This is a genomic window from Luteimonas lutimaris (genome assembly GCF_039537065.1).
Lineage (GTDB): Bacteria > Pseudomonadota > Gammaproteobacteria > Xanthomonadales > Xanthomonadaceae > Luteimonas > Luteimonas lutimaris.
Map to the genome: position 1 here is coordinate 254,672 of NZ_BAAAZU010000001.1, position 25,468 is coordinate 280,139.

At 71.9% G+C, this 25,468-nt stretch carries 23 protein-coding genes and 1 tRNA gene; 13 read left to right on the forward strand and 11 right to left on the reverse strand.

The annotated features are described in order from the left end of the window. Nucleotides 1–177: 177 nt before the first annotated feature. Both ABD679_RS01180 and ABD679_RS01185 read right to left on the reverse strand, forming a co-directional pair. Complete coding sequence (locus ABD679_RS01180) at nt 178–1,170, reverse strand: aldo/keto reductase (protein WP_344758090.1); 993 nt, start codon at nt 1,168–1,170, stop codon at nt 178–180. A 49-nt stretch (nt 1,171–1,219) separates the two neighbouring features. Then, nucleotides 1,220–1,531: a putative quinol monooxygenase gene (locus ABD679_RS01185; RefSeq protein ID WP_344758091.1), complete on the reverse strand. Its 312-nt coding sequence runs from the start codon at nt 1,529–1,531 to the stop codon at nt 1,220–1,222. Between the two features lie 101 nt (nt 1,532–1,632). Between ABD679_RS01185 and ABD679_RS01190 the strand changes: the two genes are divergently transcribed. Then, nucleotides 1,633–2,553 carry a LysR family transcriptional regulator gene (locus ABD679_RS01190; protein ID WP_344758092.1) on the forward strand — a complete coding sequence of 307 codons (921 nt, stop codon included), beginning with the start codon at nt 1,633–1,635 and terminating at the stop codon, nt 2,551–2,553. 31 nt (nt 2,554–2,584) lie between these two features. Beyond that, complete coding sequence (locus ABD679_RS01195) at nt 2,585–4,054, forward strand: RNB domain-containing ribonuclease (protein ID WP_344758093.1); 1,470 nt, start codon at nt 2,585–2,587, stop codon at nt 4,052–4,054. Nucleotides 4,055–4,286: 232 nt separating this feature from the next. Here ABD679_RS01195 and zapE read toward each other — a convergent pair whose 3' ends face one another. The 4 genes from zapE to ABD679_RS01215 form a co-directional block, all read right to left on the reverse strand. Further along, nucleotides 4,287–5,423 carry a cell division protein ZapE gene (gene zapE / locus ABD679_RS01200; protein WP_344758094.1) on the reverse strand — a complete coding sequence of 379 codons (1,137 nt, stop codon included), beginning with the start codon at nt 5,421–5,423 and terminating at the stop codon, nt 4,287–4,289. Next, a complete protein-coding gene (locus tag ABD679_RS01205) occupies nt 5,416–6,084 on the reverse strand; it encodes an alpha/beta hydrolase (RefSeq protein ID WP_344758095.1) in 669 nt (222 codons plus the stop codon). The genes zapE and ABD679_RS01205 overlap by 8 nt, the downstream gene beginning before the upstream one ends. 199 nt (nt 6,085–6,283) lie before the next feature. Then, on the reverse strand, nt 6,284–6,802 hold the full coding sequence (locus ABD679_RS01210; RefSeq protein WP_344758096.1) for a c-type cytochrome: 519 nt from the start codon (nt 6,800–6,802) through the stop codon (nt 6,284–6,286). Between the two features lie 57 nt (nt 6,803–6,859). Next, a tRNA-Arg gene (locus ABD679_RS01215) sits at nt 6,860–6,936 on the reverse strand. A gap of 57 nt (nt 6,937–6,993) precedes the next feature. Here ABD679_RS01215 and ubiA point away from each other — a divergent pair. Further along, the gene (gene ubiA / locus ABD679_RS01220) at nt 6,994–7,920 is read left to right on the forward strand and encodes a 4-hydroxybenzoate octaprenyltransferase (RefSeq protein ID WP_344758097.1); all 927 of its coding nucleotides are present in this window, start codon (nt 6,994–6,996) and stop codon (nt 7,918–7,920) included. Nucleotides 7,921–8,057: 137 nt separating this feature from the next. Further along, entirely contained in the window at nt 8,058–9,476 is a 1,419-nt protein-coding gene (locus ABD679_RS01225; RefSeq protein WP_344758098.1) for a short-chain fatty acid transporter, read from the forward strand. A 28-nt stretch (nt 9,477–9,504) separates the two neighbouring features. Here the strand turns inward: ABD679_RS01225 and ABD679_RS01230 are convergent, their stop codons facing one another. The 3 genes from ABD679_RS01230 to ABD679_RS01240 form a co-directional block, all read right to left on the reverse strand. Further along, nucleotides 9,505–10,983, reverse strand: a complete 1,479-nt coding sequence (locus ABD679_RS01230) for an aldehyde dehydrogenase family protein (protein ID WP_344758099.1) — start codon at nt 10,981–10,983, stop codon at nt 9,505–9,507. 161 nt (nt 10,984–11,144) lie between these two features. Beyond that, complete coding sequence (locus ABD679_RS01235) at nt 11,145–11,585, reverse strand: MarR family winged helix-turn-helix transcriptional regulator (RefSeq protein WP_344758100.1); 441 nt, start codon at nt 11,583–11,585, stop codon at nt 11,145–11,147. Between the two features lie 87 nt (nt 11,586–11,672). Beyond that, a complete protein-coding gene (locus tag ABD679_RS01240; RefSeq protein ID WP_344758101.1) occupies nt 11,673–12,416 on the reverse strand; it encodes a ComF family protein in 744 nt (247 codons plus the stop codon). A gap of 49 nt (nt 12,417–12,465) precedes the next feature. Here ABD679_RS01240 and bioB point away from each other — a divergent pair, with 49 nt between their 5' ends. The 7 genes from bioB to ABD679_RS01275 all read left to right on the forward strand — a co-directional run bounded on the left by bioB (nt 12,466) and on the right by ABD679_RS01275 (nt 18,610). Further along, the gene (gene bioB / locus ABD679_RS01245) at nt 12,466–13,533 is read left to right on the forward strand and encodes a biotin synthase BioB (protein WP_344758102.1); all 1,068 of its coding nucleotides are present in this window, start codon (nt 12,466–12,468) and stop codon (nt 13,531–13,533) included. Between the two features lie 21 nt (nt 13,534–13,554). Further along, nucleotides 13,555–13,911, forward strand: coding sequence for a hypothetical protein (locus ABD679_RS01250; RefSeq protein WP_344758103.1), 357 nt, complete (start codon nt 13,555–13,557; stop codon nt 13,909–13,911). Continuing rightward, nucleotides 13,904–15,112: an 8-amino-7-oxononanoate synthase gene (gene bioF, locus ABD679_RS01255; protein WP_344758104.1), complete on the forward strand. Its 1,209-nt coding sequence runs from the start codon at nt 13,904–13,906 to the stop codon at nt 15,110–15,112. Before ABD679_RS01250 ends, bioF begins: the two co-directional genes overlap by 8 nt. Next, nucleotides 15,109–16,113 (forward strand): multidrug resistance efflux transporter family protein, encoded by a 1,005-nt coding sequence (locus ABD679_RS01260; protein ID WP_344758105.1) that lies wholly within the window; start codon nt 15,109–15,111, stop codon nt 16,111–16,113. The genes bioF and ABD679_RS01260 overlap by 4 nt, the downstream gene beginning before the upstream one ends. Beyond that, entirely contained in the window at nt 16,110–16,889 is a 780-nt protein-coding gene (gene bioH / locus ABD679_RS01265) for a pimeloyl-ACP methyl ester esterase BioH (RefSeq protein ID WP_344758106.1), read from the forward strand. The genes ABD679_RS01260 and bioH overlap by 4 nt, the downstream gene beginning before the upstream one ends. Next, a complete protein-coding gene (gene bioC / locus ABD679_RS01270; RefSeq protein WP_344758107.1) occupies nt 16,886–17,803 on the forward strand; it encodes a malonyl-ACP O-methyltransferase BioC in 918 nt (305 codons plus the stop codon). Before bioH ends, bioC begins: the two co-directional genes overlap by 4 nt. A 222-nt stretch (nt 17,804–18,025) precedes the next feature. Further along, nucleotides 18,026–18,610, forward strand: a complete 585-nt coding sequence (locus ABD679_RS01275; RefSeq protein ID WP_344758108.1) for a hypothetical protein — start codon at nt 18,026–18,028, stop codon at nt 18,608–18,610. 185 nt (nt 18,611–18,795) lie between these two features. On the opposite strand, the gene ABD679_RS01280 is transcribed toward ABD679_RS01275, so the two are convergent. Beyond that, nucleotides 18,796–19,749, reverse strand: coding sequence for a pyridoxal-phosphate dependent enzyme (locus ABD679_RS01280; RefSeq protein ID WP_344758109.1), 954 nt, complete (start codon nt 19,747–19,749; stop codon nt 18,796–18,798). A 117-nt stretch (nt 19,750–19,866) separates the two neighbouring features. Between ABD679_RS01280 and ABD679_RS15590 the strand changes: the two genes are divergently transcribed. After that, the gene (locus ABD679_RS15590) at nt 19,867–20,535 is read left to right on the forward strand and encodes a hypothetical protein (protein ID WP_425561817.1); all 669 of its coding nucleotides are present in this window, start codon (nt 19,867–19,869) and stop codon (nt 20,533–20,535) included. Nucleotides 20,536–21,056: 521 nt separating this feature from the next. Continuing rightward, the gene (gene mnmG, locus ABD679_RS01290) at nt 21,057–22,943 is read left to right on the forward strand and encodes a tRNA uridine-5-carboxymethylaminomethyl(34) synthesis enzyme MnmG (protein ID WP_344758110.1); all 1,887 of its coding nucleotides are present in this window, start codon (nt 21,057–21,059) and stop codon (nt 22,941–22,943) included. A gap of 149 nt (nt 22,944–23,092) precedes the next feature. On the opposite strand, the gene ABD679_RS01295 is transcribed toward mnmG, so the two are convergent. Continuing rightward, the gene (locus tag ABD679_RS01295) at nt 23,093–25,423 is read right to left on the reverse strand and encodes a Tex family protein (protein WP_344758111.1); all 2,331 of its coding nucleotides are present in this window, start codon (nt 25,421–25,423) and stop codon (nt 23,093–23,095) included. Nucleotides 25,424–25,468: the final 45 nt, after the last annotated feature.

The following is a 25,468-nucleotide window of genomic DNA, read 5'->3' on the forward strand; positions in this document are numbered from 1 at the left end:
GGAAACGGGACGTTGTGGCATGGCGGCTCCGGTCGAGGGGTCGGCCGTGGCGGGCGTGCCCGGATTCTTCCATGCATGAGAATCGTTCTCAATAATCGCTGACACCGGCAGGGGTTTCCGCCGGGGATTCCCGGCGGAAAGCGTTGCTGGAACCTGCAATCACGCCCGGGTCTCCGATCAGCCGTTGACCAGCCCCATCATCGCCTCGGTGTAGCGCGGGCCCGCCGCGGCGTCGGGTGGGAAGGCGGCGCCGATCGCGGCCAGGTCCGCCTTGTCCAGTGTGACGTCGAGCGCTCCGGCGTTCTCCTCCAGGTACCTGCGGCGCCTGGTGCCCGGGATCGGCACGATGTCGTCACCCTGGGCCAGCACCCACGCCAGCGCCAGTTGGCCGGGCGTCGCGCCCTTGCCGGCGGCAAGCGCTTTGACCTGTTCCACCAGCGCGAGGTTCTTCGTGAAGTTCCCGCCCTGGAAGCGCGGATTGGTGCGGCGCCAGTCGTCGGCGTCGAAGTCATCGGGCGACTTGATCGCGCCGGTGAGGAAGCCGCGGCCCAGCGGCGAGTACGGCACGAAGCCGATGCCCAGGTCGCGGCAGGCGTCGAACACGCCGTTGCGTTCCGGGTCGCGGGTCCACAGCGAGTACTCGCTCTGCACCGCGGTGATCGGGTGCACGGCGTGGGCGCGGCGGATGGTCTCGGCCGAGGCTTCCGACAGCCCGAGGAAGCGCACCTTGCCGGCCTGCACCAGTTCGGCCATCGCGCCGACGGTGTCCTCGATCGGCACGTTGGGGTCGATGCGATGCTGGTAGTAGAGGTCGATATGGTCGGTGCGCAGGCGCTGCAGGCTGCCTTCCACCGCGCGGCGCACGTACTCCGGGCGGCCGTCGACGCCGCGCGCGCCCGGGTCGGCGGGGTCGAGCCGGATGCCGAACTTGGTGGCCAGGAAGACCCGGTCGCGCTTGCCCTGCAGGAACCCGCCGAGCAGTTCCTCGTTGGCATGCGGGCCGTAGATGTCGGCGGTGTCGAACAGGGTCACGCCCAGTTCCAGCGCGCGCTCCAGGGTGGCGCGCGACTCGGCGGCATCGCTGCTGCCGTAGGCGAAGCTCATGCCCATGCAGCCCAGGCCGAGGGCGGAGACGGTGGGGCCATTGCGGCCGAGGGTACGGGTTTTCATGCGAAGGGGCTCCTGTGCAAGGGGGTGGCGGATGTGTGACAGGCGGCGCTCATGCGGGCTCCGCCGCCGTGGCCGGTGAGAAGAAGCGCATGGCCACGTCCTGCGCCAGCAGCCGGGGGGCTTGCGCGAAGAAGTCGAGCAGGTAGGGCGTGGCCAGGTGCTCGTCCAGGTCGCGGCGCGAGCGCCAGTTCTCGTACAGCACGAACAGATCGGGGTCGTCGCTGGAGCGGTGCAGGGCGTAACCCAGGCAGCCGGCCTCGCGGCGGGTGGGGGCGAGCAACGCCTGCAGGCGCGCGCCGAGTTCCTCGGCCTGGCCGGGGCTGGCCTTGAGTTCGGCCAGCAAGGTGAGCGGGGTCGACATCGTGAACTCCTTCGTGGGTGGGCGACGGCAGGCAGTCTGGGCGCCGCCGGTGTGCGGAAAAACAGTGCTAGCCTTCATGAACCATGAAGAAAAACTTCACGATGTCGCCAGAAACCCTGGCTGCGCTGCCGGTATTCCTGCGCGTGGCGCGGCTGGGCAGTTTCCGTGCCGCGGCCGACCAGCTGGAAGTCAGCCCGTCGGCGGTGTCGCAGAATCTGCGGGCACTGGAAACCCGGTTGGGCGTGCGCCTGCTCAACCGCACCACCCGCCGGGTCGGCCTGACCGAGGCTGGCGAGCGCCTGCAGGCGCAGGCCGCGCCCGCGATCGCGGCCCTGGCCGACGCGCTGGAGCAGGTCGAAGCCGATCGCGACCGCCCGGCCGGCCTGCTGCGGATCAATCTGGCACGCGGCGTATGGCCGACGGTGGCCGAGCGGCTGCCGGGGTTCAGCGCGCGCTATCCCGAGGTCCAGGTTGAACTGTTCGCCGATGACGGGCTCAGCGACCTGGTCGCGGGGGGGTTCGACGCGGGGATCCGGCTGGGCGAATGCCTCAGCCGCGACATGGTGGCGCTGCCGGTGACGCCGCCGCTGCGGATGGCGGTGGTCGGCTCGCCCGGCTATTTCGAACGCCACCCGCCGCCGCGGGAGCCCGCGGACCTTGCGGCGCACCAGTGCATCCACTTCCGTTTCACCAGCAGCGGCCGGCTGGTGCCGTGGGAGTTCCTGCGCGACGGCCAGGAATACTCGGTGGAAGTCGGCGGTCGGCTGATCCTCAACGACGGCGCGATGGCGCAGGCGGCGGCGCTGCGCGGACTCGGGCTGGCGCAGCTGTTCGAGAACAATGTTGCCGACGACATCGCCGCCGGACGGCTGGTGCGCGTGCTCGAGCCGCACTATGTCTCCTTCCCCGGCTTCTACATCTACTACCCGGCGCGGCGGCAGCTGCCGCCCAAGCTGCGCGCGTTCGTCGATTGCCTGCGCGAGCCGCTGCGCGACCATGGGCCGCAGCCGGCGCTGCCCTAGAATCACCGGCCGCACCGCAACCGGAGCCCGCATGTCGACCACCCGCCGCCTCCGCATCCACGACCGGCGCCAGCACGCGCTGGACGCGGGCATCGACGCGATCCGCCGCGAGCTGCAACTGCCCGGCGCGTTCCCGCCCGAGGTCGAAGCAGCGGCGCAGGCGGCCGCGGCGGCCGGCCCGCGCTTCCCGGGCGAGGACCGCAGCGGGCTGGCGCTGGTCACCATCGACCCGCCCGGCGCGATGGACCTGGACCAGGCCCTGTTCGTCGAGCGCGCCGGCGACGGTTACCGCGTGTATTACGCGATCGCCGACGTGGGCGCCTTCGTCCGCCCCGGCGACCCGGTCGACCTGGAGGCCCACCGCCGCGGCGAGACCCTGTACGGCGCCGACGACAAGATCCCGCTGCACCCCAAGGCGCTGTCCGAGGACGCGGCCTCGCTGCTGCCGGACCAGCTGCGGCCGGCGCTGCTGTGGACGATCGACCTGGACGCCACCGGCGAAGGCGTCGCCGTGGACGTGCGCCGCGCGCGGGTGCGCAGCCGCGCCCAGCTCGACTACGCCGGCGTGCAGGCGCGCATCGATGCCGGCGACGCCGACCCGATGTTCGCCGTGCTGCGCGAGATCGGCGAGTTGCGCATGCGGCGCGAACAGCGCCACGGCGGCGTCAGCCTGCCGCTGCCGGAGCAGGAGGTGCGCATCGACGAAGGGCGCTGGTCGCTGGAATTCCGCGCGCGGCATCCGGTCGAGGACTGGAACGAGCAGATCTCGCTGCTCACCGGCATGGCCGCCGCGCACATGATGGTGGCGCACCGCGTCGGCCTGCTGCGCACGCTGCCGCCGGCCGACCCGCGCGCGCTGGCGAAGCTGCGCCGCACCGCACACGCGCTGGGCATCGCCTGGCCGAAGGCGCGCGGCTATCCCGACTTCATCCGCTCGCTCGAGCCGCGCAACCCGCGCGACATCGCGATGATGACCGCCTGCACCATGGTGCTGCGCGGCGCAGGGTACGTCGCCTTCGACGGCGCCGTGCCCGAACATTCCGACCACGCCGCGCTGGCCGCGCAGTACACCCACGCCACGGCGCCCTTGCGGCGGCTGGTGGACCGCTACACCGGCGAGGTCTGCCTGGCGCTGAGCGCGGGCACGCCGGTGCCGCCGTGGGTGCTGGAAGCGCTGCCCGGGCTGCCGGCGGCGATGCAGGCGTCCTCGCAGCGCGCCGGTCGCTACGAGAACGCGGTGCTCGACCTGGCCGAGGCGATCGCCCTGGCGCCGCGCGTGGGCGAGGAATTCGAGGGCGCCATCGTCGAGGTCGACGGCAAGGATCCGCACCGTGGCGACATCATGCTGGCCGCCCCGGCGATCCTCGCCCGCATCGAATCCCCCGGCGCACTGCCGCTGGGCGACCGCGTGCGCGCGCGGCTGGTGGAGGCCGACCCGGCCACCCGCGCCATCCGCTTCGAGCTGGCGGGGACGATCGCGGCGGAGCCGGACGGCTTCTAGCGCCGCGCGGGCATCGGCAGCCGCGCGGCCACCGCCTGGAAGCCTTCATCGGCACCGACCCGCTGTTGGCGCTTAGCGGTTTCAGCCACGAGCTTTCGATTCCGTTCCTGGCAGGAGCGACGAAAGCCGCGATGCTTTACCGGTAAAGCCCTTCGCGACTTCCGTCGCTCCTACACAAGCAGGGGCAGGGGCTCGCGGCTGAAGCCGCTCCTGCCAAAACATCGGCGCCGCCTCAGTCGCGATGTTCCTGCGCCAGGTACTCCGCGCTGCGCATCTCGATCAGTCGCGAGGCGGTGCGCTCGAACGCGCCCGCCAGGCGCTCGCCCGTGTACAGCCCCGGCGGCGCGGCGTCGGCGGTGCAGACGAGGTTGACGTGGCGGTCGTAGAGCTCGTCGACCAGGGTGACGAAGCGGCGCGCGGCGTCGTCCACGGCGGTGTCCATCACCGGCACGCCCCCAAGCAGCACGGTGTGGAACTCGCGCGCGATCTCGATGTAGTCGCCGGCCGCGCGCGGGCCCTCGCACAGCGCGGCGAAGTCGAACCAGGCCATGCCCTTGCAGCGCGCGCGGGTGGCGATGCGGCGGCCGTCGATGTCAATGCTGCCGTCGCGGTGTGCGTCGTCGCCGCCCAGTGCGTGCCAGCGCGAGGCCAGCCAGGCATCCGATTCGTCGTCCAGCGGCGCGCGGTACACCGGCGAGCGGGTCAGCTCGCGCAGGCGGTAGTCGGTGTCGCTTTCCATGTACAACACGCGGCAGTGCTGCTGGATCAGCGCGATCGCCGGCAGGAAGCGCGCACGCTGGAGACCGTCCTTGTACAGGTTTTCCGGCGCGGCGTTGGAGCTCGTCACCAGCACCACGCCCTCGGCGAACAGGCGTTCGAGCAGGCGTCCGAGCAGCATCGCGTCGCCGATGTCGCTGACGAAGAACTCGTCGAGCACCAGCACCCGCAGCTGCGCGCGCCACTCGCGCGCGATCGCCACCAGCGGGTCGCGCTCGCCGGCGTGCGCGCGCAGGCGTTCGTGCACGCTGCGCATGAAGCGGTGGAAGTGGGTGCGGCGCTTGCCGCCGCGCACGTCGCTGCCGGGCTTGCTCTCGGGCAGCGGCAGGCCGGCGTAGAACAGGTCGATCAGGAATGTCTTGCCGCGGCCGACGCCGCCCCACAGGTACAGGCCGTCGACCGTCTCGCCGCCGCCGCCGCCGAACAGCCGGCCCAGCAGTCCCGCGCGCGGGGCGTCGGCGATGGCGTCGTGGATGCGGTCGAGTTCGCCCAGCACCGCGCGCTGCGCGGGATCGTCCTGCCAGTCGCCGCGCGCCACGCCGTCGGCGTAGCGCTGCGACGGCCGCGCCGCCACCACGCCCGCGTCAGCCATTGGCGGCAGGGAGGTAGGCCTTGACGCCGTTCTTGATCGCGCCGCGCAGGTCGATCAGCTTGCGGTGGAAGAAGTGCGTGGTGTCGGGCATGCGGACCAGTTCGGCCTGCGCCTTCGACTGTTCCAGCCAGTCGTAGACCGCCTGCGGATCGACGATCTCGTCGTTCTCGCCCTGCACCACCAGCCACGGCATGGTCGGCAGCTCGATGTCGTCGAAGTCCCAGCGTCCGGCCGGCGGTGCGATGCTGACCAGCAGGCCGGGCTTGAGCGAGGCCGCCGCGCGCAGCGAGACATAGGCGCCGAAGCTGAAACCGGCCAGCCACAGCGCATCATCCGGACGCTGTTCGCGGACCCAGGCGGCCACCGCGCGCAGGTCGTCGACCTCGCCGCGGCCTTCGTCGAACGTGCCTTCGGAATCGCCGGTGCCGCGGAAGTTGAAGCGCACCGTGGCCGCGCCCAGCTCGCGCAGCGCGCGCGCCGCCATCGTCACCACCTTGTTGTGCATCGTGCCGCCCTCGGTGGGCAGCGGGTGGCAGATGATCGCGACCAGCGGGCGCGGGGCGACATCGTCCTCGGGCAGGTCGACGTGCAGCTCCAGCGCGCCGGCGGGACCGGCGAGGGTGACGGGGCCCGAAGCCTGCGGGAAGGGTGGGTTGGTCATGCGCGGAATGATAGGCGCTGGCGCGCCGCTGCGCGCGGCGGCGATGCGCCAGGCGAGGAATGCACCCGCCGTGTTCGACGTCGATTGCCGAAGATGCGGCGCAATGGGCGCGCGATCGCCGGAATTGCAACCCGTCGGCGACGCCCGTAAACAGTGACGCCGCCCGCAGGCGGCGTCATCGCATCGCGGTGGCGACGGCTTACTTGAGGTTGTCGAGGATCCAGTCGACGGTGGCCTTGACCTGCTCGTCGGACAGCGCCGGGTTGCCGCCCTTGGGCGGCATGATCCCGCCGTCGGGGCCGGTGTAGCCGTCGATGGCGTGCTTGTAGAGCGTCTCGGTGCCCTGCGCGATGCGCGCGCTCCAGTGCGCCTGGTCCATGGTCGGCGCGCCGCCGACGCCGGCGGTGTGGCAGCCGGTGCAGAGGTTGTTGAAGATCACCGAGCCGTCCAGGGTGCCGTCATAGGCGACCTGCGAAGCGGCGGCGGCGGCGGCCGCGGCCTGCGCGGCGGCCTGCGAGGCCGCGCCGGTGGCGCCGGCGTAGACGTCGCCTGCGGGCGCGATCCGCGCCTGCGTGGCGCGCGCCGCGGTGGGTGATACCTCCGGCGGAATGACGCCGTTGAGGTAGTGGGCGAACACCAGCAGGGCCAGGGAGACCACTACCAGGAAGCCGATCACCATCGAGAAATGCTTGAGAAAGACGAGGTCGTAGTTGCGCACGTTTCACCCTTGGCGGCCGCTCGGAGGCCGTGCTTTTCCGCACAGAAGTATAAAGACTGGCGCGCCTGGAGGGATTCGAACCCCCGACCAATGGCTTCGGAAGCCACTACTCTATCCGGCTGAGCTACAGGCGCCCGGCCGTCTATTGTCCACGATCGTGCTTTGCCGCGCGAGTCGCGTACGCTTTGCCCATGTCCTATGAACGCTTCCAGCCCGCCCCGGTGCCCCGCTGGCGCGAGCGGCTGGGCCAGTACTGGAAGTTGACCCGCGGCGACCGGCCGATCGGCTGGCTGCTGCTGCTGTGGCCAACCTGGTGGGGGCTGTGGATCGCAGCCGGGGGCGTGCCGCCGTGGTGGATCCTGGTGGTGTTCTCGCTGGGGGTCTGGCTGACCCGTTCGGCTGGCTGCGTGATCAACGATTACGCCGACCGCTGGCTCGACCCGCAGGTCGAACGCACGAAGGACCGCCCGCTGGCCACCGGCGCGGTGCGCGGGCGCGAGGCGCTGGCGCTGTTCGCGGTGCTGATGCTGGCCGCGTTCGCGCTGGTGCTGACGCTGAACCGGCTCACGATCCTGATGAGCTTCGTCGGCGTGGCGCTGGCGGCCAGCTATCCGTACCTGAAGCGCTACACCTACCTGCCGCAGGTGTACCTGGGCATGTCGTTCGGCTGGGGCATCCCGATGGCGTTCGCCGCGGTGCAGGGCACGGTGCCGCCGGTGGCGTGGCTGCTGTACGGCGCCAACATCCTGTGGTCGACCGCCTACGACACCTGGTACGCGATGGTCGACCGCGACGACGACATCCGCATGGGCGCGAAGTCCACCGCGATCCTGTTCGGCGAACTCGACCTGGTGATCCAGGGCGTGCTGTACGCGCTGGTCTTCACGGCGCTGGCGCTGGCCGGGCAGCAGGCGGGGCTGGGCGTCTGGTATTTCGGCGGGATGGGCGTGGCGGCGGCGCTGGTGGCGTGGGAGTTCGTCATCACCCGCTACCGCGACCGCGACGCCTGCTTCCGCGCATTCCTGCACAACCACTGGGTGGGGCTGGCGGTGTTCGCGGGGATCGCGCTGGATTACTTCATGGCGACGGAGGCCGGGTCGCGGCTGTTGTCTTTGTAGGCGCGTTGTAGGAGCGGCGGGAGCCGCGATGCTTCACCGGTAAAGCCATCGCGGCTTCCGCCGCTCGTACAAAAGTCGGGGGCCGGCTGGGTGCGGCGCGCGCGACAATGTGGGCTTCGCCACCGGGAGACGCCACCATGTCCGAACCGCAGGCCCAGGGCTGGCCCGTCCGCTTTGCGCTGCGCAGCGCGGCCTTCGCCGAGCGCTGGTTCCCCGATGCCTACGTGTTCGCGGTGGCCGGGGTGGTGCTGGTGGCGGCGTGCGCGATGGGCTTCGGCGCCAGCCCGGCCGAGACCGCCCACGCGTTCGGCGAAGGCTTCTGGAGCCTGATCCCCTTCACCATGCAGATGGCGTTCGTGGTGATCGGCGGCTACGTGGTGGCGACCGCGCCGGTGGTGGCGCGCTTCATCGACCTGCTGGCGCGGGTGCCGAAGACCGGGCGCGGCGCGGTGGTGTACGTGGGCCTGGTCAGCATGCTGGCCTCGCTGCTGAGCTGGGGCTTCTCGCTGGTGTTCGGCGGTCTGCTGGTGCGCGCGCTGGCGCGGCGGACGGACCTGGCGATGGACTACCGCGCCGCCGGTGCGTCCGCGTACCTCGGCCTGGGCGCGGTGTGGGCGATGGGGCTGTCGTCCTCGGCCGCGCAGCTGCAGGCCAACCCGGCGAGCATGCCGCCGGGGCTGGTGGAAATCACCGGCGTGTTGCCGTTCTCGCAGACGATCTTCCTGTGGCAGTCGATCGTGCTGACCGCGATCCTGATCCTCGCGTCGCTGGTCGTTGCCTGGCTCACCGCGCCCACCGGCGACGCGGCGCGCACCGCGCGCGACTTCGTCGACGTGGACGAGGCAAAGGCGCCCGCGCTGCCGCCGCGCACGCGGCCGGGCGAGTGGCTCGAATACAGCCCGCTGCTGACCGTGCTGCTGTCGCTGCTGGCGTTCGGCTGGCTGTTCGGCGAGTTCGCGAGCAAGCCCGCCGTCAGCGCGATCGCCAACCTCAATACCTACAACCTGCTGTTCCTGTCGCTGGGCCTGCTGCTGCACTGGCGCCCGCGCAGCTTCCTTGACGCCGTGTCGCGCGCGGTGCCGGCGACCACCGGGGTGCTGATCCAGTTCCCGCTGTACGGGGGCATCGCGCTGATCCTCACCCATGCCGTGGGCCGCGGCGGCGAGACGCTGGCGCACCGGCTGTCGGAAGTGTTCGTGCAGGTCGCCTCCACCGACACCTTCGCGCTGGTGATGGGCGTGTACTCGGCGGTGCTGGGCTTCTTCGTGCCCTCGGGCGGCGGCAAGTGGATCGTCGAGGCGCCGTACGTGATGCAGGCGGCCAACGACCTGCAGTTCCACCTGGGCTGGGCGGTACAGGTTTACAACGCCGCCGAGGCGCTGCCGAACCTGATCAACCCGTTCTGGATGCTGCCGCTGCTGGGCGTGCTGGGCCTGCGCGCGCGCGACATCGTCGGCTTCACCTTCCTGCAGCTGCTGGTGCATATCCCGCTGGTACTGGGCCTGCTGTGGGTGCTGGGGTTGACGCTGCAATACGTGCCGCCGGTGGCGCCATGAGCATTGCCGGCACGGGCCGCGGCCGGCTTCAGTAGCCGAGCCTGACTGCCTTGACCTCGGTGAAGTGCTCCAGTCCGATGCGGCCGTTTTCCCGGCCATAGCCGGACTGCTTCACGCCACCGAACGGCAACGTCGCGCCGCCGCCGCCGCCATTGACGATGACCTGCCCGCTTTCCAGCAGGCCGACCAGCGTGTGCACCGTGCCTATGTCGCGGGCCCACAGCTTGGCCGAGAGGCCGTAGCGCGAATCGTTGGCGAGCGCAGCGACGGCTGCCGGCGAGGCGTCGTCGTCGAACGGCGTCACCGTCAGCGCAGGCGCGAAGATCTCCTCCTGCGAAACCCGCATGTCCGCGGCCGCGTCGACCAGGATTGCCGGTTCGAAGAAGTAGCCGTTGCCCGGGCGTGCGTGTCCTCCGCGCAACAGGCGCGCCCCGGCGGCCACGCTGTGATCGATGATGTCTTCGGCGCGCCGGCGTTGCGCGGCGGAGATCATCGGCCCCATCTGGTTGCCTTCCTCGTAGCCCGGTCCGATGCGCAGGCCGTCCATTGCCGCCAGCATGCGCTGGAGCAGGGCCTCGTACACGGAACGTTGCACGAACACCCGCGAGCCCGCCGCGCAGTACTGCCCGCACTTGAACGTGATCTCGCCGACGATCGCCTTGGCCGCCCGGTCCAGGTCGGCATCGGCGAACACCACCACCGGCGACTTGCCGCCCAGCTCCAGCACCACGCGCTTCAGGTTGCCGTGCGCGGAGGCGGCCATGATCGACTTGCCCACCGCGGTGGAGCCGGTGAAACTGATGATGTCGACGCCTGCGTGGTCGGCCAGCGCCTGGCCGGCGCTGGCGCCCGCGCCGGTGACGATGTTCACGACGCCGTCCGGGATGCCGACCTGGCGGCACAGGTCGCCGATCAGCAGTGCCGACAGCGGCGCCAGTTCGGCCGGCTTGACCACGGCGGTGCAGCCGGTCGCCAACGCCGCGGCGAGTTTCTGCAGCACCATCAGGAAAGGCGCGTTCCAGGGCGTGATCAGGCCGGCGACGCCGATCGGCTCGCGCAGGAAATAATCCATGCCCGGCTGCGTGGCCGGGCGCATGGGCACCTCGCCGGCGAGCTTGGTGGCCCAGCCCGCGCAGTCGCGCAGCGCGCGCAGGCCCAGCGGCAGGTCGCCGTCGCGGACCGACGCGATGCAGTGGCCGGCATCGAGCGATTCCAGCAAGGCGAACGTCTCTCGCCGGGCCTCGATGGCATCGGCCAGCGCCTGCAGCAGGGCCGCGCGCTGCCAGGCCGGCATGCGCGGCCACGGGCCCTCGCGGAATGCGCGGCGCGCCGCGGCCACGGCGAGGTCGATGTCGGCCCCGTCCCCGGCCGCGATGGCGGCGATCGGCTCGCCGGTCGCGGGATCGTCGACCGGCAGCGTCTTCCCGGATGCGCACGGTTGCCAGCGGCCGTCGATGAGGACCGCAGGCGGCCGGTCCCGGAGCTGGCGGCGGAGGTGTTGGAGCATCGATGCGGCGTCGGTGCCGGCAGGATCCGTGTCGAGGGGTGTCGGGTTCGGCATGGGAGGAAGGTTCCTGGCGGGGTGGCTCGGCCCGGCGAGCCAAGATGACAATGTCAACTATTGTGGAATAAGTTGATATTGTCAACAAAGAGTTCGGGGCGGCCCGTTCAATCCTGGTCGGCGGATTCCAGCGGCGAAAGCCGTCCGAGCAGCGCCTCCAGCTGCGAGCGTTCGTCGGGGCCGAGTCCGGCGACCAGCTCGCGCGCCGTGTCGGCGCGCAGCGACTCCGCGTGCGAATGGATGGCGGTGCCGGTTGCCGTCAGCGCCAGCGGCTGCGGACGCCGTCCGCCGCCGGCGGGGGGTCCGATGAAATCGCGCTCGCGCAGGATCTTGATGATGCGGGCGATCTGCGCCTTGTCGCGGCCGCTGGCGCGGACGATGTCGCTTTGCGTGCATCCCGGATGGCGGGCGACGAAACGCAGGGTGCGCGCTTCCATCGCCGCCAGGCCGACGCCGGCCTCGCGCAGCAGGCGCTGCATGCGGGCCGTGGTACGACGTTCGATGGCGTTGATCAGGTTGAGGATCTCGATTCCGGGTTGGACCGACATGTGCGTCTGTATTCCAGGCGGTTCCGGCGGATGGGAAGCGGTGTTGCCGGTGGGCCCTATCGTACGTCTGCCTGCGGTAGCCGCCGGTCATGGCACCCGCGCGCACACCCACGCATCGACCCGCGCGACGCCGGCGCGCCGCAACGCATCGGCCGCCGCGTGCAGCGTGGCGCCGGTGGTCATGACGTCGTCGATCAGCGCGACGTGCGCGGGCAGCGGTGCGTCCCGCCGCACGTCGAACGCATGGCGCAGGTTGCGCCTGCGCCGCGCGGCGTCGAGTTCGGACTGCGGCGCGGTGGCGCGGATGCGCCGCAACGCGTCGGGCAGCATCGGCAGGCGCAGGGCCCGGGCGAGCGGCTTCGCCAGCTCCAGCGCCTGGTCGTAGCCACGCGTCCGCAGCCGGGCGTGGTGCAGCGGAATCGGCAGCAGCGCCTGCGGGCGCCCGGCACCGGCGAGCGCCTGCACCATCAGCTGGGACAGCAGGCGGCCGGCGGCGAGGTCGTGGTGGAACTTGAAGCGCGGCAGCAGGCGGTCGAGCGGGGCGGCATAGAGGAAGGCCGCATGCGCGGCCTGCACCGGCGGGGGGCGGCGCAGGCAGGCGCCGCAAACCTGCGGCGAAACGGTGTCGCCCGGCGCCGGCAGCGGAGTCGCGCAGCGCGCGCAGGCGTGGTGGTTCCAGGGCAGGGCGGCAAAGCATGCCGCGCACAGGTCACGGCCGGGCAGGCCGGCTTCGGCACACGCCAGGCAGCGTGCCGGCCACAGGTCGCCGATCCATCGCCGCCAGCGACCGTCAACATCCGCGAGCGGGGATTGGTTGACAGGGGTCGACATGCTTTCCAGACTGCCCGGTCTGCGCCGAGCCGTCTGTCAGGAAACCGTCATGCACACCGTCAGGGAATCCCGCGACCACGCCGCCGCGACCGCCGCGCCCCGCCACGACTGGAGCCGCCGCGAGGTCGAGGCGCTGTTCGACCTGCCGTTCACCGAGCTGCTGTTCCGTGCCGCCAGCGTGCATCGCGAACACTTCGATCCGGCCGAAGTCCAGGTCAGCACCCTGCTGTCGGTCAAGACCGGCGGCTGCCCGGAGGACTGTGCCTACTGCCCGCAGGCGCAGCGCTACCACACCGGCGTCGATGCGCAGAAGCTGATGTCCACCGAAGACGTGCTGGCGAAGGCGAAGCAGGCGAAGGACGCCGGCGCCTCGCGCTTTTGCATGGGCGCGGCCTGGCGCTCGCCCAAGGACCGCGACATTCCCAAGGTCGCCGAGATGATCGCCGGGGTGAAGGCGCTGGGCCTGGAGACCTGCGCCACCCTGGGCATGCTGACCGGCGAGCAGGCCGGCGCGCTCAAGGCCGCGGGCCTGGACTACTACAACCACAACATCGACACCGATCCCGAGTACTACGGCGACATCATCCACACCCGCGAGATGCAGGACCGCTTCGACACGCTCGAACACGTGCGCGACGCCGGCATGAAGACCTGCTGCGGCGGCATCGTCGGCATGGGCGAGTCGCGCCGCCAGCGTGCAGGACTGCTGCAGACACTGGCCACGCTGCCGGCGCACCCGGACTCGGTGCCGATCAACCGGCTGGTGCAGGTGGAAGGCACGCCGCTGCACGGCACCGCGGAGCTGGACCCGTTCGAATTCGTGCGCACGATCGCCGTGGCCCGCATCACCATGCCCAGATCGATGGTGCGGCTGTCGGCCGGCCGTGAGCAGATGAGCGACGAGCTGCAGGCGCTGTGCTTCGCGGCCGGCGCCAATTCGATCTTCTACGGCGAGAAGCTGCTGACCACCGGCAATCCCGACACCGAGCGCGACCTGGCGCTGTTCGAACGGCTGGGCCTGCGCCCGATGCAGGTGACGGTGGATGCGGACGATCACGATCACGGCGGCACGGTGCATGCGGACATCGTCGATTCGGGCTGCTCGTGCGCAGCCTGACCCGCGCACGGACGACCTGACATGCCCTGGTACGGCTGGGCCTATCTCGGCGTGCTGTGCATGATCGGCGCGGCCGGCTTCGTCGCCGGCCTGCGTGCGGGCCGCGCGCGGCTGGCGTTTCTGCAGCTTGCGGCGGTGAGCGTGCTGGCCTGGGGCGTGGGGCTGTACTTCCGCGGCGAGGGGGCGGGCGTCGCCTACGGTCTGGCGCTGCTGTGCGCGATTGCGGTGCTGGCGCGGACCTCCTTCGCCGATGCGCGCGCCGACGCAGGCGCGCCCGTCGCGCCTGCCGCGCGCCTGGCCGCGGCGCTGGGACAGCTGCTGCTGGTGCCCGGCGCATTGCTTGGCGTGCTTGCCTTCTGGCAGCAGCGCGGTGGCTGAGCGCCCCGACCTGCACGCGCGGATCGCCGCGCAGCGCGAACGGCGCGCCGCGGCCGGGCGCACGCGCGTGCGGCGCACGGTCACCCGCCGCGACGGCATGCGCAGCGAGGTGGACGGCCGCTGGCTGCTGAACTTCTGCAGCAACGACTACCTCGGCCTGTCGCAGCAGTTCGCGGTGGTCAACGCGCTGCAGGACACGGCCGCGCGCGAGGGCGCCGGCAGCACCGCCTCGCACCTGGTCTGCGGCCACCACGCCGTCCACGACGCGCTGGAGCGCGAGCTGGCCGACTGGATCGGCGCGCCGCGCGCGCTGCTGCTGGGCAGCGGCTTTCTCGCCAACCTGGCGGTGGTGCAGGCACTGCTCGGCGACGATGACCTGTGCGTGCAGGACCGCCTCAACCACGCCAGCCTGGTCGACGCCGCGCGCCTGGCCGGCTGCCGCCTGCGCCGCTACCCGCACGCCGATCCCGACGGCGCGCTGCGCCAGCTGCGCGGCAATCCCGACGGCGCCGCGCTGCTGGCGACCGACGGGGTCTTCAGCATGGACGGCGACATCGCCCCGCTGCGCGAGCTGGCGCTGGCCGCGCAGGCGCAGCACGCGCTGCTGTACGTCGACGACGCGCACGGCATCGGCGTGGTCGGCCCCGACGGCCGCGGCAGCGTGGCCGTCGCGCGCCTGCACGGCGCGCCGCCGCTGCAGCTGGTGACGCTGGGCAAGGCGCTGGGCGGCTACGGCGCCGCGGTGCTCGGCGATGCCGATGTGATCGGACACCTCGCTGAAACCGCGCGCCCCTACGTCTACACCACCGCACTGCCGCCGGCGCAGGCCGCCGCGTCGCTGGCGGCGGTGAAGCTGGCCCGGCGCGAAGGCTGGCGCCGCGACAAGCTGCTGGCGCAGGTGGCCCAGTTCCGCCGCCTGGCCGCGCGCCGCGGGCTGGAACTGCTGGCCTCGGACACGCCGATCCAGCCGCTGCTGTGCGGCAGCGACGCGCAGGCGGTGGCGATGGCCGCGGCGCTGGAGGAACAGGGTTTCTGGGTCGCCGCGATCCGCCCGCCGACCGTGCCCGAGGGCCGTGCGCGCCTGCGCATCACGCTCACCGCGCTGCACGCGCCGGAAGAGATCGAGGCGCTGGTCGACGCACTGGCCGTCGCCGCAGAACGCAGCGGCCTGGCGCCTGCCGCCACGGCACCGCGGTCGTGAACGCGCCCGCCGCCGACACTCGCCGCGCGCTTGCGGCGGTCGCGATCGCGCTGGCCTCGGCGCTGTTCTTCACCCTGACCTACGTGCTCAACCGCGCCAGCGCCACCGGCGGCGGGCACTGGGCGTGGACGGCCAGCCTGCGCTACTTCATCACCCTGCCGCTGCTGCTGCCGCTGATGCCGTGGCAGGGCGGCATGGCGCCGGCGTGGCGCGCAATCCGCGCACATCCGTGGGCGTGGCTGCGCTGCAGCGCGATCGGCTTCGTCGTCTTCTACCTGCTGCTCAGCTACGCCGCGGGCAGCGGGCCGTCGTGGCTGGTGGCCGGCAGTTTCCAGTTCACCGTGATCGCGGGGATGCTGCTGGCGCCCTTCATCTATCGCGATGCCAGGCGCCGGATTCCGCTGGCGGCGCTGGGCATCGGCGCGGTGATCTTCGCCGGCGTGCTGCTGCTGCAGCTCGGCCACGCGCGCGGCGCGCTCGACCGTGCCGGCTGGATCGCGCTGGCCTGCCTGCTGGCCGCGGCCTTCATGTTCCCGCTCGGCAATCGCCTGTTGCTGCTGCACCTGGAACGCACGGGCGAGCAGCTCAACGCCACCCAGCGCGTGTTCGGCATGACCCTGGCCAGCCAGCCGCTGTGGATCCTCATCGCCGCGTTCGCCTGGCAGCAGGCCGGCACGCCGCCGGCCGCGCAGGCCTGGATGGCGGCCGGGGTGGCATTGAGCGCGGGCGTCATCGCCACCATCCTGTTCTTCCAGGCCACGGGCATGGTGCGCGACAACCCGGTCGCGCTGGGCGCGGCCGAGGCGATGCAGGCGGCCGAGCTGTTGTTCGCCACGTTGCTCGGGGTGGCGTTCCTGCACGAGGCGTGGCCGAGCGGCGTCGCCGCGTGGGGCGCGTTGCTGGTGATTCTAGGAATCGTCGCGTTCGCGCGGCTGGTGGCGCGCCGCAGCGCCGGCAGCCTGCCGCGCACGCGCGCGCTGCGGACGGATCGAGGGGCATGAACGACGGGCTTTACATCGAGGAAACCGGCGCCGGCTCGCCGCTGGTATTGCTGCACGGCTGGGCGATGCATGGCGGCGTGTTCTCGCTGCTGGCCGAACGCCTGCGCGAACGCCACCGGCTGTACATCGTCGACCTGCCCGGCCACGGCCGCAGCCGCGACAGCGCGGTGCCGCTCGACCCGGGTGCCTGCGCCGCGGCGATCGCCGCGCGCGTGCCGCGCGCGCCGTGGTGCGGCTGGTCGCTGGGCGGGCTGGTCGCGCTGCACGCCGCAGCCACGCGCCCGGATGCGGTACCGGGCCTGGCGATGGTCTGTGCCAGCCCGCGCTTCGTGCGCGGCGACGGCTGGAAATACGGCATGTCGCCGGAGATCTTCCGCGACTTCGCCAGCGGCCTGCGCGCCGATTACCGCGGCACGCTGGATCGCTTCATCGCCCTGGAGGCGTTCGGCTCGGACGACGCGCGCGGCGAGCTGCGCACGCTTCGCGCCGAGGTGTTCTCGCGCGGCGAACCGGCCGCGCACGTGCTCGCCGACGGCCTGGAGCTGCTGGAAACCGCCGACCTGCGCGACGAATTGCCGGCGCTTGCCGTGCCGAGCCTGTGGATCGCCGGCCGCCGCGACCGGCTGGTCGATCCGCGCGCGATGCGGTCGGCCGCCGACGCCGCGCCGGGTGCTTCGTTCGCGGTCATCGAACACGGCGGCCACGCGCCGTTCCTGACCCACGCCGACGAAGTCGCGACGCGGCTCGACGCTTTCATGCAGGAACTGCCGGCATGAGCGCCGCCGGTGGCGGTGCGGTGTTCGACGCGCGCCAGGTGCGCCGCGCGTTTTCGCGCGCGTCCGACAGCTACGACGCGGCGGCGGCGCTGCAGCACGAGGTCGAAGGGCGCCTGCTCGAATCGCTCGACTACCTTGAGGACCGCGAACCCGGCACCGTGCTCGACCTCGGCTGCGGTCCCGGCCACGCCGCCGCGGCGATGCGCAGGCGCTGGCCGCGTGCGCGCGTCCTCGCCATGGACCTGGCGCTGCCGATGCTGCGGCATGCGCGCCCGCGCAGCGGCTGGGGCGCGCTGTCGTGGAGCGGCTTGCACAAGCCGATCGAGCGCATCAACGCCGACGCGCGCGCGCTGCCGCTGGCCGACGACAGCGTCGACGTGCTGTTCTGCAACCTGTGCCTGCAGTGGGTGGAGGACCTGCCAGCGGTGTTCGCCGGTTTCCGCCGCGTGCTGCGGCCCGACGGGCTGCTGCTGGTCTCGACCTTCGGCCCCGACACCCTGCAGGAGCTGCGCGACGCCTTCGCCGTGGCCGACGACCGCGTGCCGCACGTCAGCCCGTTCGCCTCGATCGCGCAGTTCGGCGACGCGCTGATGCACGCCGGCTTCCGCGACCCGGTGCTCGACCGCGATGCGTTCGTGCACGGCCATGACGACCTGCCGGCGCTGATGCGCGAGCTGCGCGCAATCGGCGCCACCAACGCGTTGACCGGTCGCCGCCACACGCTGACCGGCAAGGCCCGCTTCGCACGCGCGGCCGACGCCTACGAACGCGAGCGCCGCGACGGCCGCCTGCCCGTGACCTGGGAAGTGATCTACGCCCACGCCTGGGCCCCGCAGCCGGGCGCGCCGATCCGCGAAGGCGGCTTCGACGTCACCGCGATCCCGGTGTCGAAGATCCCGATCCGCAAGCGCTGAGTGAATCGCGCCGCGGCGGGAGGCGCGCCGGCGTCTTGTGGGCGTGGCTTCCTGCTACGTGGGAGCGGCCATGGCCGCGACCTCCACCGTGGGCAGCGAGCGTCACCGGCAATCGCGGCCATGGCCGCTCCCGCAACAACACCGTCGCCACGATTCAGCCGCGGCTGCCTACACTCCGCCACGATCGTTCCCGGGACCGCATCCATGCCCCCTTGCTTCCGCGTGATTCCGCTCTTCCTGGCCGGCGCACTGGCGACGGCGCCGGCCGCCGCCCAGGAGTACGTCGTCGACCTCTCGCAGATCGATCCCGCCGCGATCCTCGCCAGCGCGGGCGACGTGCTCATGCGTGCGCCGGATGCGCAGATCGACGCGCTGTTCCAGGCCACGCACACGGCCGCGCAGTCGCCAGACGATGCCAGACTGCTGTGCGCGCTGTTCGATCCGCACGCCGACCGCAGTTTCGAATCGCTGGCCGCCACCGCCAACCGGCTCGACGCCGGCAGCCGCGAACGCTTCGCCGTCGCCCTGGCCGACATCGCCGCCAGCGGCCTGCAGAATCCGCGCCAGCCCTATGATCCCGCCGCGGCGAAGCAGACGCTCAAGTCCGCCGGCGTGACCGCGATGCTGCTGCACGACGGCTTCATGGTTGGTATGACCACCGAAGGCAGCGACCAGGCCAGCCGCGACGCGCGCTGCCGCTCGTTCGGCTGGATGCTCGACGCGCTGGCCGACGTGCCGATGGCGCAGCGCGCCGCGGCAACGCGACTGATGCTCAGCGAAGGGATGGCGCAGCTGGCGCCGCGCTGAAGGTTGGCCCCGGCGCCCTCGCAGGCGCGGCTTCAGCCGCGAGCTTTTAGGGGCCGGGACTCGGGACTCGGGACTCGGGAGAAGCTTCGCGCCGTTGCCCCCTTTGAAAAAGGGGGGATGGGGGATTTGCTCTTGAACTCACCCGCCCTTTCAAAAGCTCGCGGCTGAAGCCGCTCCCGCGGGCTTCACCACGGCAGCGCGTCGAGATCGACGTTGCCACCCGACAGGATCACGCCCACGCGCTTGCCGGCAAACCGCTGGCGATGCCCCAGCACCATCGCCAGGGCGATCGCCGACGACGGCTCCACCAGCAGCTTCATCCGCTGCCACAGCAGCCGCATCGCGGTGACCGTATCGGCGTCGTCGACCGTCAACACCTTGACCGCGTGTGCGCGCAGCAGTGCGAAACCCGGCGCGCCGAGCGTGCCGCGCAGGCCGTCGCAGATCGTGTCGGGGACGAAGTCGGTGACGTGCTCGCCGCGGCGCAGCGATTCGAAGGTGTCTGCCGCGCCGCTGGGTTCGGCCCCCCAGACCTGGCACTCCGCCGCCAGCGCGTGCGCGGCGATGGCAGTGCCCGACGCAAGCCCGCCGCCGCCGACCGGCACCACCACCGCATCAAGTGGCCCGGCGACATTGAGCAGTTCCAGCGTCGCGGTGCCCTGGCCCGCGATCACGCGCGGATCGGCGTAGGGATGCACCAGTTCGGCGCCGGTCTCCACCTGCACGCGCGCGCAGGCGGCCTCGCGCGCGGCGATCGTCGGCGCGCAGCGGTGCACGGTCGCGCCGTAGGCTTCGATCGCGGCGATCTTGGCGGCCACGGCGTTTTCCGGCACCACCACGTGGCAGGGAATCGAACGCGTGCGCGCGGCCAGCGCCAGCGCACCGCCGTGGTTGCCCGATGAATGGGTGACCACGCCGCGCGCGGCGGTGGCGGCGTCCAGCGACCACACCGCGTTGCAGGCGCCGCGGAACTTGAACGCGCCGGCGCGCTGCAGCGGCTCGGCCTTGAAGTGCAGCGAACAGCCCGCGATGGCGTCGATGCTGCGCGAACGCAGCACCGGGGTGGCGTGCGCGTGCGGCGCGATGCGCGCGGCGGCAGCGAGGATGTCGTCGAAACCGGGAAGGGCGGCACTGTTCATGCGCGCAGCGTACGATGGTCGTGCCCGTTCAGCTAACGCAACGCCGTTCCGGCGCAATTAAGCACCGATTCAAAGCCTGGAGCCGATGCTGCAGGCACGTAAACAGGGGATGTTGCCATGTTCCGCCACCTCGCCATCCTTGTCGCCGCGGTCGCGCTGTCCGGTTGTGCGACCGACTACACCTATCGCGGCGGCGTGGGCGATTACTACTACGGACGCCCGTCGGTCGAGTACTACGACTACGGTTACGGCGCGCCCTACGGCAGCATCTACGGCTCCCCCGGCGGCTGGTACGGCGGCATCGGCTACGGCTACGGGGGCTACTACGGTCCCGGCCGCTACGGTTACGGGACGCCCTACGGCTATTACGGCGGCTACTACTCGGCGTATCCGTACTGGTGGTACTACACGCCGCGACGCCCCCATCGCCCGCACCGTCCGCCGCAGGACGACCATGCGCGCCCGCCGCGCGTGACCGGCGGCAACCTGCCGCCCAACCGGGTTATCCGCAACCCGGCGCCGAGCGGCCGGACCCATGTCCTGCCGCGCAACGGCGCGCGGCCGATGCTGCCGCCGGCGCGGCCGCAGCAGGGGCCGTTGCGCGGACGGGCCGAAGCGCGTCCGCCGGCGATGTCGCGGCCGGTCCCGCGCACGCAGGTGCGGTCCCGGACGCAGCCACCGCCGGCCTCCAGCCGCCCGGCGGCGCCCCGGGTCTCGCAGCCGCCGCCGCCGCCGGCGCGGCCGATTTCCCGGGAACGTGAACCCCGTCGTGAAAGGGAGCGCTGACACGCTTGCGTCCGGCGCGAAGTGGACGCAAGCTAGGCACGACTGACCGGTAGCGTCTCTTTTGGACGTAACACGGACTGACCAATGTCGACACCCGGCGGGGTAATCCGGATCCCCCCTGTTCCGCTCCCCGCCGGGCGTCGGCGCCCTCGCCAAGCAGCATCCACCGTTCCCACGCCCTCGCCCCGCCGACGCGGGCCCGGATGACGAAACGCCGGGCGGTTGGCTTGAACGATCAACCCCCGCGCACACCAGAAAAAAAGGGGCCGAATGTCCCCCGACATCCGGCCCCGTTGCTCCCCCGTCGTGCGCATGGTCGGCCCTGTTCCGAATTCCGACCTACGCCCCTCGCGTTGCCACGCCGGGTGCAGCGGGATGGGACGCAGGAAGCGTGCCAACCTGCCGGAACCCCAGCCTGCGGCGATCGCCGCCGGACGACCTAGAATATCCGCCCCCGTTTTGTGTCGGCGCGCACAGTCCAGCTGCAGTCGCCCCGGCCGCCCATTCGTGCCCGGCATCCCATGACCGACTCCTTCCACCAGCACGACGTCATCGTCATCGGCGGCGGCCACGCCGGCACCGAGGCCGCGCTGGCATCCGCGCGTGCGGGCGCACGCACCCTGCTGCTGACCCACAACATCGAAACCGTGGGCGCGATGAGCTGCAACCCGGCCATCGGCGGCATCGGCAAGGGCCACCTGGTGCGCGAGATCGACGCGCTGGGCGGGGTGATGGCGAAGGCCGCGGACGCCGCCGGCATCCAGTGGCGGCGGCTCAACGCGTCCAAGGGCCCGGCGGTGCGCGCCACCCGCTGCCAGGCCGACCGCGCCCTGTACCGCGCCTACATCCGCCGCGCGGTGGAGGCGCAGCCCAACCTCACCGTCTTCCAGGCCGCGGTCGACGACCTGCTGATCGAAAACGACGCCGTGCGCGGCGCGGTCACCAATACCGGCCTGCGCTTCAAGGCGCCGGCCGTGGTGCTGACGGCCGGCACTTTCCTGGCGGGAAAGATCCACGTCGGCGACACCCAGTACGCCGCCGGCCGCATGGGCGACGCACCGGCGACCACGCTGGCCGCGCGCCTGCGCGAGCGCCCATTCGTCGTCGACCGCCTCAAGACCGGCACCCCGCCGCGCATCGACGGGCGCACGCTGGACTACTCGGTGATGACCGAACAGCCCGGCGACGACCCGCGCCCGGTGTTCTCGTTCACCGGTTCGCGCGCCGACCATCCGCGCCAGGTGCCGTGCTGGATCACGCACACCAGCGAACGCACACACGACATCATCCGCGCGGCGCTGCACCGCTCGCCGCTGTATTCCGGCCAGATCGAGGGCGTCGGCCCGCGCTACTGCCCGTCGATCGAGGACAAGGTGGTGCGCTTCGCGGAGAAGGACAGCCACCAGATCTTCGTCGAACCCGAGGGCCTGGACGTTGCCGAGATCTATCCCAACGGCATTTCCACCTCGCTGCCGTTCGACGTGCAGCTGGCGCTGGTGCGTTCGATCCGCGGCTTCGGGAACGCGCACGTCACCCGCCCCGGCTACGCGATCGAGTACGACTTCTTCGACCCGCGCGGGCTGAAGGCCTCGCTGGAAACCAAGGCCGTGTCCGGCCTGTTCTTCGCCGGCCAGATCAACGGCACCACCGGCTACGAGGAAGCCGCCGCGCAGGGCCTGGTCGCCGGGCTCAACGCCGCGCGCCACGTGCAGGGCAGGCAGGCCTGGTCGCCGCGCCGCGACCAGGCCTACATCGGCGTGCTGATCGACGACCTGATCACCCAGGGCACGACCGAGCCCTACCGCATGTTCACCTCGCGCGCCGAATACCGCCTGCAGCTGCGCGAGGACAACGCCGACCTGCGCCTGACCGGCGTCGGCCGCGAGCTGGGGCTGGTCGACGACGCGCGCTGGGAGGCCTTCGCCCGCAAGCGCGACGCGGTGGCCGCGGAGCTGCAGCGCCTCGGCGGCCTGTGGGCCTCGCCCAACAACGCCGCCGGTCGCGAGGCGGTCGCCACGCTGGGCATCGAGCTCAGCCGCGAATGCAGCGGCCTGGACCTGCTGCGGCGGCCGGAGCTGGACTACGCCAGGCTCACCGCAGTGCCCGCGTTCGCACCCGCGGCCGCGGATCCGGCGGTCGCCGAACAGGTGCAGATCGAGGCCAAGTATTCGGGTTACCTCGACCGCCAGCGCGAGGAAATCGCCCGCGCCCGCCGCCACGAGGGCACCGCGATCCCGGACGGCTTCGACTACGCCGCCGTGCACGGCCTGTCGGCCGAGGTGCGGCAGAAGTTCGAGCGCGTGCGCCCGCAGACCGTCGGCCAGGCGCAGCGCATCCCCGGCGTCACCCCGGCGGCGGTCTCGCTGCTGCTGGTGCACCTGTCGCGCGCGCGGCGCGAGGTGGCGTAGCCCGGATGGAATGAAATGGAATCCGGGGCCGGGCAATCCCAACTCCGCGGCGCAGCATCCTGTCCTGCGTAGTTGGAGCAAAGCGACTCCGACGAGGCACGGGCCCCGGATTCCGCTGCGCTGCATCCGGGCTACGGGGTGACTGGGGTCTAGCTGCGGCGCGCCTTGGCGAAGGCGGCGGCCAGCGCGTTGTCCGGCGGCGGCGGCGAAGGCTTCGGCGGGCGGGCATCGCGCCGCTCGCCGCGCGGATTGCGGGCGCCGCGTTCGTCGCGCGGCCTGCCTTCACCCGGCGCGTCGTCCAGCCGTCGCGTCAGGGCGATGCGCTTGCGCGCCACGTCGACCTCCAGCACCTTCACCTTGACGATGTCGCCGGCCTTGACCACCTCGCGCGGGTCCCTAACGTAACGGTCGGCCAGCGCGGAGATGTGGACCAGTCCGTCCTGGTGCACGCCGATGTCGACGAACGCGCCGAACGCGGCGACGTTGCTGACCACGCCTTCGAGCACCATGCCTTCGCGCAGGTCCTTGATGTCCTCCACGCCGTCGGCGAAGCGCGCGGCCTTGAACTCGGGGCGCGGGTCGCGGCCGGGCTTTTCCAGCTCCTTGAGGATGTCGCGCACGGTCGGTTCGCCGAAGCGCTCGTCGGTGAATTCGCGGGCCTTCAGCGTGCGCACGAACGCGGCGTCGCCGGCCAGCGCGCGGATCGGTTTGCCCGTCGCGGCGACGATGCGCTCGACGACCGGATAGGCCTCCGGGTGCACCGCGGAAGCGTCGAGCGGTTCGTCGCCGTCGGCGATGCGCAGGAAGCCGGCGCACTGCTCGAAGGTCTTCTCGCCCAGCCGCGGCACCTTGAGCAGCGCGCGGCGGCTGCGGAACGGGCCGTTCGCGTCGCGGTGCGCGACGACGTTTTCGGCCACCGACGCCGACAGCCCGGACACCCGCGCCAGCAGCGCCGCCGAGGCGGTGTTGACGTGCACGCCGACCGCGTTCACGCAGTCCTCGACCCTCGCGTCCAGCGCGCGCGCCAGCTTGTACTGGTCGACGTCGTGCTGGTACTGGCCGACGCCGATCGCCTTGGGTTCGATCTTCACCAGCTCCGCCAGCGGATCCTGCAGCCGGCGTGCGATCGACACCGCGCCGCGCAGCGAAACGTCGAGACCGGGGAATTCCTTCGCCGCCAGTTCCGACGCCGAATACACCGACGCGCCCGCTTCGCTGACCACGACCTTCTGCATCTTCAGTTGCGGTGCGAGCTTGAGCAGTTCGCCGGCCAGGCGGTCGGTCTCGCGGCTGGCGGTGCCGTTGCCGATGGCGACCAGCTGCACGCCGTGCGCGACGCACAGTTTGCCGAGCGTCGCCAGCGACTGGTCCCACTGCCGCCGCGGCTCGTGCGGGTAGATGGTGTCGGTGGCGACCAGCTTGCCGGTGGCGTCGACCACCGCGACTTTCACGCCGGTGCGCAGGCCCGGGTCGAGGCCGAGCACCGCCTTCGGTCCGGCCGGCGCGGCCAGCAGCAGGTCCTTGAGGTTGTCGCCGAACACGTCGATCGCCTCGGCCTCGGCCTTCTCGCGCGCCTGGTTGAGCAGGTCCAGCATCAGGTGCAGATGCAGTTTCGCGCGCCAGGCCAGGCGGCAGGCGTTGCCGAGCCAGGCGTCGGCGGCGCGGCCGCTGGCGCGGATGCCGGCGTGCAGGGCGACGCGGCCCTCGGCGTAGGCGTTGCCGGCCTCGGCATCGGCGCCCGGGTCGAGGTCGAGCTGCAGGAACTCCTCGCGGCGGCCGCGCAGCAGCGCAAGCAGGCGGTGCGAGGGGATCTTCGCCAGCGGCTCGGCATGGTCGAAGTAGTCGCGGTACTTGGCGCCCGCGTCTTCCTTGCCCGTGGCCACGCGCGCGCGGATCACGCCGTTGGCCGACAGCCACTCGCGCAGCTCGCCAACCAGCGTGGCGTCCTCGCCCCAGCGCTCGATCAGGATCGCGCGCGCGCCTTCCAGCGCGGCCTTGGCATCGTTCACGCCCTTGTCGGCGTCGACGAAAGCGGCGGCGAATTCCTCCGGCACGCGGGTCGGATCGGCGAGCAGGCCGTCGGCCAGCGGTTCCAGCCCGGCCTCGCGTGCGATCTGGGCCCGGGTGCGGCGTTTCGGCTTGTACGGCAGGTACAGGTCTTCCAGCCGCGACTTGCTGTCGGCGGCCTCGATGCCGGCGCGCAGCGCGTCGTCGAGCTTGCCCTGCTCGTCGATGCTGGCGAGGATCGCGGCGCGCCGGTCCTCCAGCTCGCGCAGGTAGGCCAGGCGCGTTTCCAGGTTGCGCAGCTGGGTGTCGTCGAGGCCGCCGGTGACTTCCTTGCGGTAGCGCGCGACGAACGGCACGGTCGCGCCTTCGTCGAGCAGGCCGACGGCGGCCTCGACCTGGTCGGGACGGGCGCCGATCTCGTCGGCGATGGTGGCGGCGATCTTGCGCGCCAGCGCGGGGGAGGGGGCCTGCATCGTGTCGTGGATTCCGTGCGACGTGTCGCGGCATTGTCGCCGCGC

Bases quoted from the DNA above. Each gene is read 5' to 3' on its own strand.
- zapE (WP_344758094.1), bottom strand. From the start codon at position 5,423: ATGGCTGACGCGGGCGTGGTGGCGGCGCGGCCGTCGCAGCGCTACGCC.
- ABD679_RS01250 (WP_344758103.1), top strand. From the start codon at position 13,555: ATGCCCTGGTACGGCTGGGCCTATCTCGGCGTGCTGTGCATGATCGGC.
- ABD679_RS01235 (WP_344758100.1), bottom strand. From the start codon at position 11,585: ATGTCGGTCCAACCCGGAATCGAGATCCTCAACCTGATCAACGCCATC.
- ABD679_RS01240 (WP_344758101.1), bottom strand. From the start codon at position 12,416: ATGTCGACCCCTGTCAACCAATCCCCGCTCGCGGATGTTGACGGTCGC.
- ABD679_RS01205 (WP_344758095.1), bottom strand. From the start codon at position 6,084: ATGACCAACCCACCCTTCCCGCAGGCTTCGGGCCCCGTCACCCTCGCC.
- ABD679_RS01180 (WP_344758090.1), bottom strand. From the start codon at position 1,170: ATGAAAACCCGTACCCTCGGCCGCAATGGCCCCACCGTCTCCGCCCTC.
- ABD679_RS01225 (WP_344758098.1), top strand. From the start codon at position 8,058: ATGTCCGAACCGCAGGCCCAGGGCTGGCCCGTCCGCTTTGCGCTGCGC.
- bioC (WP_344758107.1), top strand. From the start codon at position 16,886: ATGAGCGCCGCCGGTGGCGGTGCGGTGTTCGACGCGCGCCAGGTGCGC.
- ubiA (WP_344758097.1), top strand. From the start codon at position 6,994: ATGTCCTATGAACGCTTCCAGCCCGCCCCGGTGCCCCGCTGGCGCGAG.
- mnmG (WP_344758110.1), top strand. From the start codon at position 21,057: ATGACCGACTCCTTCCACCAGCACGACGTCATCGTCATCGGCGGCGGC.
- ABD679_RS01295 (WP_344758111.1), bottom strand. From the start codon at position 25,423: ATGCAGGCCCCCTCCCCCGCGCTGGCGCGCAAGATCGCCGCCACCATC.
- ABD679_RS01185 (WP_344758091.1), bottom strand. From the start codon at position 1,531: ATGTCGACCCCGCTCACCTTGCTGGCCGAACTCAAGGCCAGCCCCGGC.
- ABD679_RS01280 (WP_344758109.1), bottom strand. From the start codon at position 19,749: ATGAACAGTGCCGCCCTTCCCGGTTTCGACGACATCCTCGCTGCCGCC.
- ABD679_RS01190 (WP_344758092.1), top strand. From the start codon at position 1,633: ATGTCGCCAGAAACCCTGGCTGCGCTGCCGGTATTCCTGCGCGTGGCG.
- bioB (WP_344758102.1), top strand. From the start codon at position 12,466: ATGCACACCGTCAGGGAATCCCGCGACCACGCCGCCGCGACCGCCGCG.
- bioH (WP_344758106.1), top strand. From the start codon at position 16,110: ATGAACGACGGGCTTTACATCGAGGAAACCGGCGCCGGCTCGCCGCTG.
- ABD679_RS01195 (WP_344758093.1), top strand. From the start codon at position 2,585: ATGTCGACCACCCGCCGCCTCCGCATCCACGACCGGCGCCAGCACGCG.
- ABD679_RS01230 (WP_344758099.1), bottom strand. From the start codon at position 10,983: ATGCTCCAACACCTCCGCCGCCAGCTCCGGGACCGGCCGCCTGCGGTC.
- ABD679_RS15590 (WP_425561817.1), top strand. From the start codon at position 19,867: ATGTTCCGCCACCTCGCCATCCTTGTCGCCGCGGTCGCGCTGTCCGGT.